13 protein-coding genes are annotated in these 13,143 nt (G+C 70.0%); 4 read left to right on the forward strand and 9 right to left on the reverse strand.

The annotated features are described in order from the left end of the window. Positions 1 to 160: 160 nt before the first annotated feature. The gene (locus QSJ95_RS12055; RefSeq protein WP_009620668.1) at positions 161 to 397 is read left to right on the forward strand and encodes a hypothetical protein; all 237 of its coding nucleotides are present in this window, start codon (positions 161 to 163) and stop codon (positions 395 to 397) included. Here the strand turns inward: QSJ95_RS12055 and QSJ95_RS12060 are convergent. The 6 genes from QSJ95_RS12060 to dinG form a co-directional block, all read right to left on the reverse strand. Continuing rightward, entirely contained in the window at positions 382 to 1,521 is a 1,140-nt protein-coding gene (locus tag QSJ95_RS12060) for a glycerate kinase (RefSeq protein WP_285642591.1), read from the reverse strand. The genes QSJ95_RS12055 and QSJ95_RS12060 overlap by 16 nt on opposite strands. A gap of 401 nt (positions 1,522 to 1,922) precedes the next feature. Beyond that, entirely contained in the window at positions 1,923 to 2,570 is a 648-nt protein-coding gene (pdxH, locus tag QSJ95_RS12065; protein WP_058488727.1) for a pyridoxamine 5'-phosphate oxidase, read from the reverse strand. Between the two features lie 83 nt (positions 2,571 to 2,653). After that, positions 2,654 to 3,442 carry an OmpA family protein gene (locus tag QSJ95_RS12070; RefSeq protein ID WP_009620673.1) on the reverse strand — a complete coding sequence of 263 codons (789 nt, stop codon included), beginning with the start codon at positions 3,440 to 3,442 and terminating at the stop codon, positions 2,654 to 2,656. 264 nt (positions 3,443 to 3,706) lie between these two features. Next, positions 3,707 to 4,852: a serine hydrolase domain-containing protein gene (locus tag QSJ95_RS12075; RefSeq protein ID WP_285642594.1), complete on the reverse strand. Its 1,146-nt coding sequence runs from the start codon at positions 4,850 to 4,852 to the stop codon at positions 3,707 to 3,709. 107 nt (positions 4,853 to 4,959) lie between these two features. After that, positions 4,960 to 7,248 carry a beta-galactosidase gene (locus QSJ95_RS12080; RefSeq protein ID WP_285642596.1) on the reverse strand — a complete coding sequence of 763 codons (2,289 nt, stop codon included), beginning with the start codon at positions 7,246 to 7,248 and terminating at the stop codon, positions 4,960 to 4,962. An 85-nt stretch (positions 7,249 to 7,333) separates the two neighbouring features. Then, positions 7,334 to 9,478 carry an ATP-dependent DNA helicase DinG gene (dinG, locus tag QSJ95_RS12085; protein ID WP_285642633.1) on the reverse strand — a complete coding sequence of 715 codons (2,145 nt, stop codon included), beginning with the start codon at positions 9,476 to 9,478 and terminating at the stop codon, positions 7,334 to 7,336. 122 nt (positions 9,479 to 9,600) lie between these two features. Between dinG and QSJ95_RS12090 the strand changes: the two genes are divergently transcribed. After that, positions 9,601 to 10,065, forward strand: a complete 465-nt coding sequence (locus QSJ95_RS12090; RefSeq protein WP_061560892.1) for a CopD family protein — start codon at positions 9,601 to 9,603, stop codon at positions 10,063 to 10,065. Between the two features lie 54 nt (positions 10,066 to 10,119). Here QSJ95_RS12090 and QSJ95_RS12095 read toward each other — a convergent pair whose 3' ends face one another. The 3 genes from QSJ95_RS12095 to QSJ95_RS12105 all read right to left on the reverse strand — a co-directional run bounded on the left by QSJ95_RS12095 (position 10,120) and on the right by QSJ95_RS12105 (position 11,905). Then, the gene (locus QSJ95_RS12095) at positions 10,120 to 10,884 is read right to left on the reverse strand and encodes a hypothetical protein (protein WP_058488722.1); all 765 of its coding nucleotides are present in this window, start codon (positions 10,882 to 10,884) and stop codon (positions 10,120 to 10,122) included. Then, entirely contained in the window at positions 10,877 to 11,152 is a 276-nt protein-coding gene (locus tag QSJ95_RS12100) for a DUF1145 domain-containing protein (protein ID WP_043315788.1), read from the reverse strand. The genes QSJ95_RS12095 and QSJ95_RS12100 overlap by 8 nt, the downstream gene beginning before the upstream one ends. Positions 11,153 to 11,272: 120 nt before the next feature. Then, a complete protein-coding gene (locus QSJ95_RS12105; RefSeq protein ID WP_009620687.1) occupies positions 11,273 to 11,905 on the reverse strand; it encodes an OmpA family protein in 633 nt (210 codons plus the stop codon). 140 nt (positions 11,906 to 12,045) lie between these two features. On the opposite strand from QSJ95_RS12105, the gene QSJ95_RS12110 reads away from it, so the two are divergent. Further along, on the forward strand, positions 12,046 to 12,534 hold the full coding sequence (locus QSJ95_RS12110) for a DUF6231 family protein (RefSeq protein WP_043315790.1): 489 nt from the start codon (positions 12,046 to 12,048) through the stop codon (positions 12,532 to 12,534). A gap of 2 nt (positions 12,535 to 12,536) precedes the next feature. Then, positions 12,537 to 13,010: a YchJ family protein gene (locus QSJ95_RS12115; RefSeq protein ID WP_043272511.1), complete on the forward strand. Its 474-nt coding sequence runs from the start codon at positions 12,537 to 12,539 to the stop codon at positions 13,008 to 13,010. The last annotated feature ends 133 nt before the right edge of the window (positions 13,011 to 13,143 follow it).

Below are 13,143 nucleotides of genomic sequence, written 5' to 3' on the forward strand. Positions count from 1 at the left end.
AATATTAGACTCTGCCGCGCCACTTGCTGTCACGCCGGCCAGGTCAAAGTTTTCGTTCGATTCAGCCGCCGTACAGCTTCGTCCTACAGCTGCGGCAAAAGCGCGCGTTCATTCCCCCATCCCGCCTGGGGTAAGGTCAGCATCCCCACGAGGAAGGCCCATGGACTACTTCATCATCGTCGTCACCACCGCCGCCGGCCTGTACTTCCACTGGTGGCTGTTCGTGCGCATCCGCCGCTGGATGGACCGCGACCTGGCGCTGTCGCTGGCCGGCGACGACCCGCACAAGCGCGAGTACCTGCTGCAATGCCTGCAACTGGCCCGCGACGAAGGCGTGTCGCGCAGCGAGCTGCCGGCCTGGCTACAGCGCGCCGCCGACGACTACCGCGCCGGCTGAGCCAGGCTCCACAGCCGCGCCAGTTCTTCGGCGCGCGCCTCCAGCTCGCCCGCGGCGCCGGCCATGGCCTCGGCCAGGCTGATCGGCCCCGGGACCAGGCTGAAGGCCGCGGCGATGCCCGCCTCGTGCAGGCGGCCATAGCCCTTGCCCAGGCTGCCGGCCAGGGCGATCAACGGAACCCCTGCCTCCCGTGCCAGCCGAGCCACGCCGATGGGCGTCTTGCCGTGCAGGCTCTGCTCGTCCAGGCGGCCCTCGCCGGTGATCGCCAGGTCCGCGCCCTGCAGCGTCTCGGCCAGGCCGGAAACCTCGGCCACCAGCTCCACGCCGGGACGAAAGCGCGCCTTGAGGAAGGCCCGTGCGGCGAAGCCCAGGCCACCCGCCGCACCGACGCCGGGGAACAGGCTGTGGTCCTGGCCCAGGGTGCGCGCGGCGACTTCGGCGTAGCGCGCCAACGCGGCATCGAGCTGGCGGACCTGCTCGGGGCTGGCGCCCTTCTGCGGGCCGAACACCGCCGAGGCGCCATGCTCGCCGCACAGCGGATTGTTCACGTCGGCGGCGACTTCCACTTCGACTGCGGCCAGGCGCGGGTCCAGGCCAGCCAGGTCGATCGCGTGCAGTCCGGCCAGCGCCGCGCCACCGTCGCCCAGGGGCTCGCCGCGTTCGTCGAGGAAGCGCACGCCCAGCGCCTGCAGCAGGCCCATGCCGCCGTCGTTGGTGGCGCTGCCGCCGAGCCCGAGGATGATCTTGCGCGCGCCGGCCTCCAGCGCCGCGCGGATCAGCTCGCCGGTGCCGTAGCTGGTGGTGCGGGTGGCGTCGCGCTGCTGCGGGGCGACCCAGTGCAGACCGCTGGCGGCGGCCATCTCGATCACCGCGGCGCCCTCCTCCAGCCAGCCCCAATGGGCCTGTACCGGCGCGCCCAACGGCCCGCGCACCGCGCATTCGCGGCGCTCGCCGCCGGTGGCCGCCAGCACCGCATCCACGGTGCCCTCGCCGCCATCGGCCATGGGCCGCAGCAGGATCTCGTCGAGCGGCCGCGCCCGCGACCAGCCCCGCGCGATGGCGGCGGCGACCTCGGGGGCGGACAGGCTTTCCTTGAAGGAGTCGGGGGCGATGACGAGTTTCATGGGTGGGTCCGTGGGCAAGGCGAGAGGAGGAATCCTACACCGCATTACCCAGGGTTTCCCTGTAGGGCGCATAACGCCTACGGCGTTATCCGCCGTTTGACCTTGGCCGTATCCCACTCGGACTCATGCCGGAGCGCTCTTCGTAGGATCGAGGGGGACGCCTAGCTCTTGCTCGCGAATGAGCCCCGCAGCGGAGTCTGTTCGCGAGCAAGCTCGCTCCTACGAGAAGCCGTGCCCGCCGGGCCCTGCCCGCGAATCGCGCGCAGGGCGCGCTCCTACATGGAAGGGCGCGGAGCTTTGTACGAGCCGCCGTAGGATGGCGTTGAGCGAAGCGATACCCATCACCGTGACCGCATGGGTTTCGCAAGCTCAACCCATCCTACGAAAAGCACCGTGCGGGATCAGGGCGCCAGGCGCTCGCGCTGCCACGCGCCGTCCACCAGGCGGTAGTTCAGGCGGTCGTGCAGGCGGCTCGGGCGGCCCTGCCAGAATTCGATGCGCTGCGGCAGCAGGCGGTAACCGCCCCAGTGGTCAGGGCAGTGCGGGGCGACGTCCATGAAGCGCTTCTCGGTTTCCGCCAGCATCCGCTCCAGTTCCTCGCGGCTGCCGATCACCCGGCTCTGCGGCGAGGCCCAGGCGCCCAGGCGGCTGCCCAGCGGGCGCACGCGGTAGTAGGCGTCGGACTCTTCCGGCGAAACCTTCTCCACCCGGCCTTCGATGCGCACCTGGCGCTCCAGCGCCGGCCAGAAGAAGGTCATGGCCGCGCGCGGGTTGGCCGCCAGTTGGTCGCCCTTGGCGCTGTCGTAGTTGCTGAAGAAGGTGAAGCCGCGGTCGTCCAGCCCCTTGAGCAGGAGCACGCGGCAGTGCGGTTGGCCGTCGGCGTCCACCGTGGCCAGGGTCATGGCGTTGGGCTCGACCGGCAACTGCTCGGTCTTCACCGCGTCCTCGAACCATTGCTGGAACAGCACGAAGGGCTCCGCGGGCGCCTGGGCCTCGTTGAGTCCGTCCCGGGTGTATTCGCGGCGCATGTCGGCCAGGGTCTGGGCCATCGTCGTCTCCTCGAAAAAGCCAGTGCATTAGCTTAACCAGTGGTAGCCGAGATTGCTTGACCGGCGACAAGCGCCGCGTTGCTTCAGTTGCTCTGGGCCAGGGCCAGCAGGCCGCCGCGCGGGGTCAGCATGACTTCGACGCGGCGGTTCTTGGCGCGGCCGGCCTTGGTCTTGTCGTCGGCGACCGGTTGCGCGTCGCCCACGCCCTTGTAGCGCAGGCGGTCGTTGCCCAGGCCGCTCAGGCGGAAGATCGCGGCGATGGCCACGGCGCGCTGCTGGCTGACCTTGTCGTTGGCCGCCTTGTCGCCGCTGCTGTCGCTGTGGCCGAGGATGAACACGCCGGCCTGCGGGTCCTTCTCGACGATCTTGGCGACGTTGGCCAGCGGCGCCAGGGTGATCGGCAGCAGCAGTTCCTGGCGCTTGGGATTGAAGGAGCCGTCCACCGGCGCGGTCAGCACCAGGGCGTTGTCGCGGCGTTCGACGCTGAACTTGCTGCCGGCCACGGCGGCGCGCACGGCGGCTTCGTGCTGGTCCAGCCAGGCCTTGGTGTCCTGGGCGCTGGGCGCGGCCACCGGGTTTTCCGCCTTGGCCTGGGCCGAGGCGGAATCGCCGAAGGGCCACCACCAGTGGCCGCCGGCGGACTTGTCGGTGGCCGCGTCCACCTGGGCCACCACCGGCTTGGGCGCCACCGCGGGGGCCTTGGCCTCGGCCTGGGCGCTGGCTGCGCTGTTACCGAACGGCCACCACCAGTGGTTGCCGCCGTCGGCCTTGGCCTGGCTGGGCGCCGGCGCGGCGGCGTCCTGGGACTGGAAGTGGCTGCAGGCACCGAGGGTGACGCAGAGGGTCAGGGTGGAAAGCTTGAGCAGTCTCATGGGCGGAATTCCATTGGACGGTCTTGGGCAACAGGGACGGACACAAGTTAATGTCGCGAATCAAGATTCGAACATAACTTACTAAGGGAAATGGGTATTTTGCTCTTCAACTGACGAGCGGTGGAACCCCGGCCGTAGCAGCGGGGGAAAAACCGCGGCGAAACCCGGCGCGGTTTCCCCATGAAGTCGCCATTCGAGCGGAGCCGCGGCGGAAGGTTCCGCCGCTTCGTCGGCCAGGCGCTGCGCGGCGTCTGGCCCGGGCGCCTACAGGCAGTCGCCGGCGATGCGCGCCAGCTTCTGCGCGCGCGGGTCCATCAGCACGTAGGGGCCGAGGGTGTTGGTGACGAAGCCGAAGGCCAGGCTGCGCTCGGGGTCGGCGAAGCCCACCGAGCCACCGGCGCCGGGGTGGCCGAAGGCCTGCGGGCCGAGGCCGTAGGTGGCGTTGGCCAGTTCCGGCTGGTCGAGCATGCAGCCCAGGCCGAAGCGGGTGCCGGTGAGCAGGGTGCGGTCCTCGCCGCGGGCGTGTTCGCAGGTCAGCTCGGCGAGCAGCGCGGCATCCAGCAGCTTGCCCTGCAGCAGGCCGTCGTAGAAACCGGCCAGGGCGCGGGCATTGCCGTGGCCGTTGGCGGCCGGCTGCTGCATGCGCCGCCACTCGGGCTTGTTGGTGCTGGTGAGGATCGACGGCGGGTTGGTGAAGGCGCGGGTAGTCAGCGCGTTCGGCTCGCTCATCATTGTGCGCAGCAGGCGCTGCGCCGCCGCGTCGCCGAGGTTGCCCTTGGCGCGGGCGATGTGCGCCACGCGGGGGAACTCGGCGTCGTCCAGGCCGATGTGGAAGTCCAGGCCCAGGGGCCTGGCGGTGCGCTCGACGATGGCGGCGCCGGGCTCGCAGCCATCCACCCGGCGGATCACCTCGCCGATCAGCCAGCCGTAGGTGATGGGCGCGTAGCCGTGCTCGCTGCCCGGCGTCCACCAGGGCGTTTCGGCGGCCAGCGCGGCGGTCATCGCCTGCCAGTCGTACAGCGCCTCGGCGGGCAGCATCTCGTGCAGCGCCGGCAGCCCGGCGCGGTGGCAGAGCAACTGGCGCACGGTGATGGCCTGCTTTCCGGCGGCGGCGAACTCCGGCCAGTAGCGCGCCACCGGGGCGTCCAGCTCCAGGCGGCCCTCGCCCACCAGTTGCAGGGCGGCCACGGCGGCGAAGGTCTTGGTGCAGGAGAACAGGTTGAGGATGGTGTCGGCCTGCCAGGCCTGGCCCTCGTCCTTGCCGGCGTTGCCGGCCCAGAGGTCCACCAGGGTCTCGCCGCCGACCTGGATGCACAGCGCGGCGCCTCGCTCCTGCGGGTCCTCGAAGAGCGCGGCGAAGGCGTCGGCTACGGGGGTGAAGCGGCTGTCGCAATGGCCTTGCAGGGTCATGGGGCACTCCGGGCTGTGGGCGAAAGGCGCATTCTTCCAGCCCCCTGCCGGCTTGTGAACCCGACCTGGGTAGGGCCGCGGCCATCATGGCCGCGGCGAATGCCGCTCTATTGCACCGCCGGCGCGTCCGGCGCGGCGCTGGCGGTGGCGTCCGGATCGACCCGCGGGGTGGGCACCTCGGGCGCCGCCTTGGCGGCGGCGCGGGCCTCCTCCAGCATGGTCTTCATCACCTGCTGGTTGCCCTTGCGCACCGCGTCGATGAAGCCGGCGAACGGCAGGTCGGTGATGCCGACCAGGCCGATGTGGCCGTTCTCGCCGTCGAGCAGGCGGCCGCTGGCGGGCTGGTCGAGGTACTGGAACCAGTGCGCGCCGACGATCTGCGGGTCCTTCACGGCGGCGGCGAGGAACTGCTGGTAGCGCTCGCCGCGCTGCTGCTCGTTGTACACCTCGGAAACCCCGCCCCAGAACGGGCCGCGGTCGCGGGAGCCGAAGTGGAACTCGCTGATCAGCACCGGCTTGTCGAGGCTGCGCACGTAGGCGGCGTCGTAGCCCTGCTGCGGAGTCGGCGCGTAGAGGTTGAAGCTCAGCAGGTCGCAATACTGCGCGCAGGAGGCCAGGGCTTCGGGGGTGTTCACCGCGAAGCGCCCGCCCAGCAGCAGGTGGTTGGGGTCGTGCCAGCTGAGGGAGTCGCGCAGGGTCTTGAAGTACTGGTCGGCGTACAGGCGCAGGAAGGCGCTGTAGTCCTGCTCGATGGCCGGGTGCTCGGCCTGCACTTCGGGGGCCTGGTAGCCCGGCGCGTCCAGGTCTTCCCAGGCGCCCAGCTCGACGCCCCAGGCTGCGGCCAGGGCCTCGTGCTCGTGGTACTTGTCCTTCAGCTGCTTGATGAAGGCGCGCTTGGCCGGGCTGTCGGTGGACAGCGCCAGGGTGCCGAAGGCCAGCGCGTAGCGGTTGCGCGGCTCGCTGCCCTGCCCGGCCCAGGCCAGTTCGTTGTCGGCGTAGTAGCCGAGTAGCCAGGGGTCTTCGCGGTGGTCGCGGGTGGCGATGGCGATGGCGCGCTCGGCGGCCATGGCGAATTTCGGGTCGAAGGGGTCGGGCATGGCGCCCCACCAGTCGTAGCCGGTGCTGACCGTGGCGTAGTCGCCGCCGATGGCCAGCGGCAGGCTGTAGGGTATCCGCGAGGCGCCGGCGAAGGCCGGCTGGCTCCAGTTGCCCAGGCCGTTGAAGCCCCAGGCATCGAGGCGCGCCAGGGTGCGCTCCAGCCAGGCGTCGGCGGCCGGCTGGCCGCTCAGCCCGCCCGTGGCGCGGTAGCGGTTGGCGGCGTAGAAGTCGTACCAGCGGCCGTGGCCGAAGGCCCTGCCCTGCTGGGCGCCGACGCCGTCGCGGTCGTCGCTCTGGCCGTAGAAGTCGGCCAGCGGCTCGCCCTCGGCGGGCAGTTCGGCGAACATGTATTCGCGGCCTTCGACGTAGGTCTGGCTGCTTTCGCTGTTCACCGTGTTCACGCCCAGGGACCAGTACGGGTGCCCATCCGGCGTCACCAGCCACCAGCGGCCGTTGCGCTTTTCCGTGCGGAAGAAGCCGGTGGCCTGGAAGTCCGGGCCTTCCAGCAGGCCGCCGAAGGTGTCGGTGGGCTGCGCCTGGGCCTGCCATTTCTTCAGTTGCTCGCCTTCGGCCTTCCAGGCATTGGCCAGTTGCTCGACGCTCCTGACCTTCTCCGGCCAGTCGCTGCGGGTGGACTGGCCATAGGCGTCGATGATGCCGGTGTAGGCCTTGCGCAGCTCGTCGCCGCCGGAACGGGTGCCGAAGCGGCCGACGAGGATGTCCTGGGCCGCCTTCGGGGCGTTCAGGTAGATGCGCACCGCGCCGACCTTGTTGCGCTGCAGCTCGCCGGTGACCACCGGGGCGATGAGCACGCGCTGGCCGTCGAGGCTCATCGGCATCGGCACCCCGGCGCGCATGCCGAACAGTTGCGGCGCGGAGGCCTGCAGCGGCACCAGCAGGGTCTGCGCCGGGCCTGCGGGCAGCGCGACGCTGGCGTGCAGGCCGGGCGTGCCGTCGAGGTTGTCGATGTCGATCTCCAGGGTCAGCGCCCAGTCCATGGCGCTCTGGATACGCAGGCTCATGGCGTCGGCCCGCGACCAGTCCCAGCTGCCGCTGGCGGGCTTGAGGGTGAGCGTGGGGCGCGCCGCCGGGTGGAACTTCACCCGCCGCAGGATCTCGCCCTCGGGCGTGGCCTCGGCGGTGGCGCTGGGCAGGTCGGCGTCCTGCAGGCCGACGCTGACCACCGCCATCGGCTTGACGAAGTTGAACAGGACGTCCTCGCTGGGCGCGGCCCACAGCGGGGCGCAGGCGAGGCTCAGGCTGAACAGCAGGGGCAGATGCCAACGGAGTGAACGCATGCAACCTTGTCCTTGGGGCGGCGCCGGGCGCCACCGGGATTTGCGACCTGGGACGGCGCGCCGCCCCTGTTACGGATGCCGCGCCTTAGGCGATCTCGCGGCGGAACGGCGGCAGCGCGTTGAGGATGGCCTTGCCGTAGCGCTGCGTCACCACACGGCGGTCCAGCAGGCTGATGGTGCCGCGGTCCTGCTCGGTGCGCAGCAGGCGCCCGCAGGCCTGCACCAGGCGCAGCGAGGCGTCGGGCACGGCGATCTCCATGAAGGGGTTGCCGCCGCGCGCCTCGATCCACTCCGAGAGCGCCGCTTCCACCGGGTCGTCCGGCACCGCGAAGGGAATCTTGGCGATCACCACGTGCTCGCAGTAGGCCCCCGGCAGGTCGACGCCCTCGGCGAAGCTGGCCAGGCCGAAGAGCACGCTGGGCTCGCCGTCGTCGACGCGGGCCTTGTGCTTGTTGAGGGTCTCCAGCTTGGACAGGTTGCCCTGGATCAGCACGCGCTTGCGCCAGTCGCGCTCCAGGCCGTCGAACACGTCCTGCATCTGCCGCCGCGAGGCGAACAGCACCAGGGTGCCGCGCGCGCCCTCGACCATGGCCGGCAGCTCGCGGACGATGGCCGCGGTGTGGGCGGCGGCGTCGCGCGGGTCGGCCTTCAGGTCCGGCACCCGCAGCAGCCCGGCATCGGCGTGGTGGAAGGGGCTGGGCACCACGGCGGTGACCGCCGCGCGTGGCAGGCCGGCGCGCATGCGGTAGCGGTCGAAGGTACCCAGGGCGGTCAGGGTGGCGGAGGTCACCAGCACGCCGTAGGCCACGTTCCACAGGTTGCGGCGCAGGGTCTCGGCGGCGAGGATCGGGCTGGCGTTGGCCTCGATGTCGTAGAAGCTGCCGCTCTCGGCGAGGGTCAGCCAGCGCGCCATGGGCGGGCTGTCCTGTGGGTCCTCGCAGGTGAAGGCGGTCCACAGTTCCCAGTTGCCCTGGGCGCGCGACAGCAGGCTGCCGAACAGCGGGTACCACTCCTCGGCCTGGTAGCTGGCGACACCGGCGGTGCCCTCGCCGTCCATGGCCTGCTTGAGCAGTTCGGTGAGGCGGGTGAAGAGGTCGGTGAGTTTGGAAAAACCCTTCTTCAGCTCGATGCCCATCTCGCGGATGTGCTCGGGGACCACCCCGCCCACGAAGCGGTGGCGCGGGCGCTCGCGGCCTTCCATGTCCTCGCCGGCGCGGAAGTCGCCGATCTCCTCGCAGGCGGTGAACATGAACTGCTGCTGGGTGCGCAGCTCGCGGGCCAGTTCCGGCACCTGCTCGATCAGCCGGCCGAGGTCGCCGGGCAGCGGGTTCTGCGCCAGCAGCTTGCTCAGGTTCTTCTCCACCTGCCCCAGCCAGTCGGCGGTGGCGCGCAGGCGGGTGAAGTGGGCGAAGTGGCCGATGGCCTTGTCCGGCAGGTGGTGGCCTTCGTCGAAGACGTAGAGGGTCTCGCGCGGGTCGGGCAGGATGGCGCCGCCGCCCAGGGCCAGGTCGGCCAGCACCAGGTCGTGGTTGGTGACGATGACGTCGACCTTGGTCATGCCCTCGCGCGCCTTGTAGAAGGCGCACTGCTGGAAGTTCGGGCAATGCCGGTTGGTGCACTGGCTGTGGTCGGTGGTCAGTTGCGCCCAGTGGGCGTCCTCGATGGCCTCGGGCCAGGAGTCGCGGTCGCCGTCCCAGCGGTTGCCGGCCAGGCGCTCGATCATCTGGTTGAACAGCTTGCTGCCGCTCTCGTCGACGTCGATGCGGAAGCCTTCTTCCTCGAACAGCTGGGCGGTGGCGTTCTGCGCCTGGCCTTCCTGCAGCAGGTGGTCGAGCTTGGACAGGCACAGGTAGCGGCCGCGGCCCTTGGCCAGGGCGAAGCTGAAGGCCAGGCCGCTGTTGCGCAGCAGGTCGGGCAGGTCCTTGTGGACGATCTGCTCCTGCAGCGCCACCGTGGCGGTGGCGATCACCAGGCGCTTGCCGGCGGCCTTGGCGCAGGCGATGGCGGCCAGGCTGTAGGCCACGGTCTTGCCGGTGCCGGTGCCGGCCTCCACGGCGACCACCGCGGGCTCGCCGCTGCGCTGGCCTTCCTCGTCGGTCTCGATGGCGCCCAGGACCTTGGCCACTTCGGCGATCATCAGGCGCTGGCCGTAGCGCGGCTTGAGTTCCTTGGCTTCCAGGAAGCGCGTGTAGGCGCCCTGGATGGTGGCCTTGAGTTCGTTGCTGAGCATGGAATTCCCGGGCATGCGGGACTGTCCATCGGGACATGTCCGGATGCTGGATAAATTTTCAGTAGTTCGATTGGGCGGCTATGATAGCGCGCTTATTTTCAACCGCCAGCGGAGATCGCCGAATGACCGCCTTTGCCCCCGTCTACGCCCTGCACGTCCTGGCCGCCCTGGTCTGGGTCGGAGGGATGTTCTTCGCCTGGATGATCCTGCGGCCTGCGGCCGTCGCCGCGCTGGATGCGCCGGCGCGGCTGAAGCTGTGGGCCGAGGTGTTCCGGCGCTTCTTCGTGTGGGTCTGGGTGGCGGTGCTGGCGCTGCCGGTGACTGGTATCGGCATGTTGCAGCTGAGTTTCAACGGCGTGGCCGGCGCGCCGCGCTACGTGCAGGTGATGATGGGACTGTACGTGGCCATGCTGGCGCTGTTCCTGCGGGTACAGGCGCTGCAGCTGCCGGAGCTGCGCCGCGCCATCGAGGCGTCCGACTGGCCCGCCGGCGGCGCGGCGCTGGGGCGCATCCGCCGCACCGTGGGCGGCAACCTGCTGCTGGGCATGGCGCTGGTGGCGATAGTCGCCGCGCGCCCGCACTGGTGAGCCTTGGCGCGGGCCGCGGGGCCCGCGCCGGTTTCAGTCAGAAACGCACTGCAGTCAGAAACGCACCACGTCCAGACGGCCCTGGGCACCGCTGGGGCCGGGCTTGCCGGCGCCACCGTCATGGCCGGCCTTGCCGCCGTCCACCGAGTACAGCAGGCAGCCCTTCTCGCCGCTGCGCGCGCCGGCCTTGCCCGGCTTGCCCGGGGCACCGCCGGCGCCGCCTTCCAGGCGCACCTTGACCAGTTCCACGGGGAATTGCTGGGGCACTTCCAGGCGCACCACGCCGCCGGCGCCACCGGTCTGGCCGTCGCCGGCGTCCTGGCCGTCGCCGCCCTGTTCCGCGCCGCCCCACAGGCAGCCGCCGCTGCGCGCGTGGGCGCCGTCGAGGCCGTCGTAGCCCGGCGCGCCGACGCCGCCGCGCACGTCGACCAGCAGGTTCTCCACCTGCACGTCCTGCAGGCGCAGGGTCAGGGTGCGGCCGGCGCTGGCCGGGCGATGGAAGCTGCCGGAAGCGCCCTGGGCGGCGATCACGCTGCCATCGGCGAGGTGCCCGCGGGCCACCTCGATGCGCAGCGGCTGCTCGCCGGGGAAAACGCCGAGGCGGGCGTTCTTCTGCAGGTCGAGTTCGTCGATGTGCAGCACCTTCACCCGCGACGGGATCAGCAGCGCGCCGCCCTCCGCTACGCGGACGTGTTCCAGGCTCAGGGACTCGCCCTTCACCGGCAGGCGCAGCACGGTATTGGCCTCCACCTGCACCGAAGCGGCGCTGGCGGCCTCGATCGGCGCCAGCAGCATCAGGCCCAGCAGCAGCTTACGCATGGCCGCCCTCCTTGGCCGGTGCCGGCAGCGAGAGGAAATGGAAGATGCCGAACAGCAGGACCTGGATGCGGTCCAGCCAGGGGGACGAACGCCCCTTCAGGCGTGCGCCGAGCGCCAGCAGTTCAAGGATGTGGATCAGCAGGATGAGGCCCCCGGCGACCTTCAGCAGGGTCGCGAACGGATGGGCGAAGGGATGCAGCAGATTGGCCAGCACCGCCAGCCAGAACAACAGGGCAACCAGCTTGCCCAGCCCCACAAAAGCCTTCATGTAGATGCTCCCCCGGTTTCTTGTGCCGGCACCATACTCCGGAGGCGGTGACGATTTCCATAGGCGGCGGAAACACGAAAGGGGCGCATAGGCCCCTTTCGCTTCAGCACACGCCGGGTGTCACTGGCGCTTGATCAGGATTTCCACGCGACGGTTTTCCGCGCGGCCTTCCTTGGTCTTGTTGTCGGCGACCGGTTTGCTTTCGCCGTAGCCTTCCACCGACTTGATGCTGCTGGCAGGCACGCCGGCATCCACCAGGTAGTTGGCCACCGCGTGGGCGCGGCGATCAGACAGTTTCTGGTTGTAGGCGTCGGTGCCGACGCTGTCGGTGTGGCCGGAGATATCCAGCGTGGTGGTGGAGGCTTCCTCTTTCAGGCGGGTAGCGATGGTGTCGAGCTTGTCCTTGTCACGGTTGTCGATCTTCGACGAGTCGAAGGCGAAGTGCAGGTCCCTGACAACGATGGTCTCTTCCTTCGGCAGCGGTGCCGGAGCCGGTTCGGGAGCCGGTGCGGGCGGCGGCGCCTCGACCACCTTCTCGCCTTCGCCATGCACCCAGCAGTAGGACGCGCCGAGCACGCCGCCGATCAGCGCGCCCCAGCCCGCCCAGGCACTGCTTTCGATGGAGCCCAGGCCAGCGCCCCCTACACCACCGACCAATGCGCAGGTCGGCCAGTCGGACTTCTGCAACCCTGCGCAACCGGTGAGCAGCGTGCTTACCAGCAGCAGGGGTAAAGCGGTCCTTTTGATGCTCATATATCAGTCTCTCCTGTGAGATGGGTCTGAACCGACAATTACCGAGTAAAGACGGCGATGCACGAATACGCCAGCACTAGGCCATGAAGGGGTTCACAGGCTAGTCTCTGCGCATTCCGAACGAGAGTTTCCGCACACCGATGATTTCCGCTCGCACGCCCCAGCAGGCGCTGGCCGCCCTGCTCGACCGCTACGCCCCGCAACGCCTGCTGCTGGTAGGCGCCAGCGGCATTCCCGCCGTGGAAGCCTTCCGCCAGGCCCACCCCGATTGCCAGGTGCACGGCGCCGCCGCAGGCGAGCTGCCGGCGGAACTGGCGGCGCAGCGTTACGACCTGGCGCTGCTGGCCGACTGCCTGGAGCATCTGGAGCGCCGCGCGGCGCTGCAACTGGTCGGCGGCATCCGCAACCTCAACAGCAGCCGCGTCGCCGTGCTGGTCGACCTGGCCGAGGCCGGCGTCGCCGAAATCGACTTCTACGCCCTGGGCATGCAGGCCAGCGAACGCTTCCAGCGCGACGATCAGACACTCACGCTGTTCACCTACGATCTGCGTGAATACAAGCAGGTCCCGGATTGGCTGAACGCCAAGTTCTGGGCCAACCCGGAAAACTTCGGCAAGTACTGGTGGTGACCATGACCGAGCCCTGCTGCCCCTGTGGAAGCGGCCTGTCCCTGGCGGACTGCTGCGGCCGCCTGCACGCCGGCCAGCCGGCGCCCACCGCCGAGGCGCTGATGCGTTCGCGCTACAGCGCCTACGCCCTGGGCCTGGTGGACTACCTGCGCGACACCACGCTGCCGGCCCAGCAGCCCGGCCTGGACCTGGAGGCCATCCGCGCCTGGAGCCTGGGCAGCACCTGGCTGGGCCTGGAGGTGGAAAGCCACGAGGTGCTCGGCGGCACGCCCGAGCATGCCCGCGTCACCTTCACCGCGCGCTGGCACGACGCCAACGGCGAGCACAGCCACCGCGAATGCTCCGGCTTCGTCCAGCGCGACGGCCGCTGGTATTTCCTCGACCCGACGGTGCCGCTCAAGCTGGGCCGCAACGATCCCTGCCCGTGCGGCGCCGGCGGCAAGCTGAAGAAATGCTGCGGGCCGTGGATCGGTTGACACGGCGGACGCACCGAGGCATGCCTCGTAGGATGGGTTGAGCGAAGCGATACCCATGCGGCCATGGTGATGGGTATCGCAAGCTCAACCCATCCTACGTCAGCGTTTCTCTTGCACCGGTAGCCAGCGGCCT

Source organism: Pseudomonas sp. NBRC 100443, from assembly GCF_030268185.1.
GTDB classification, from domain to species: Bacteria; Pseudomonadota; Gammaproteobacteria; order Pseudomonadales; family Pseudomonadaceae; genus Pseudomonas; species Pseudomonas citronellolis.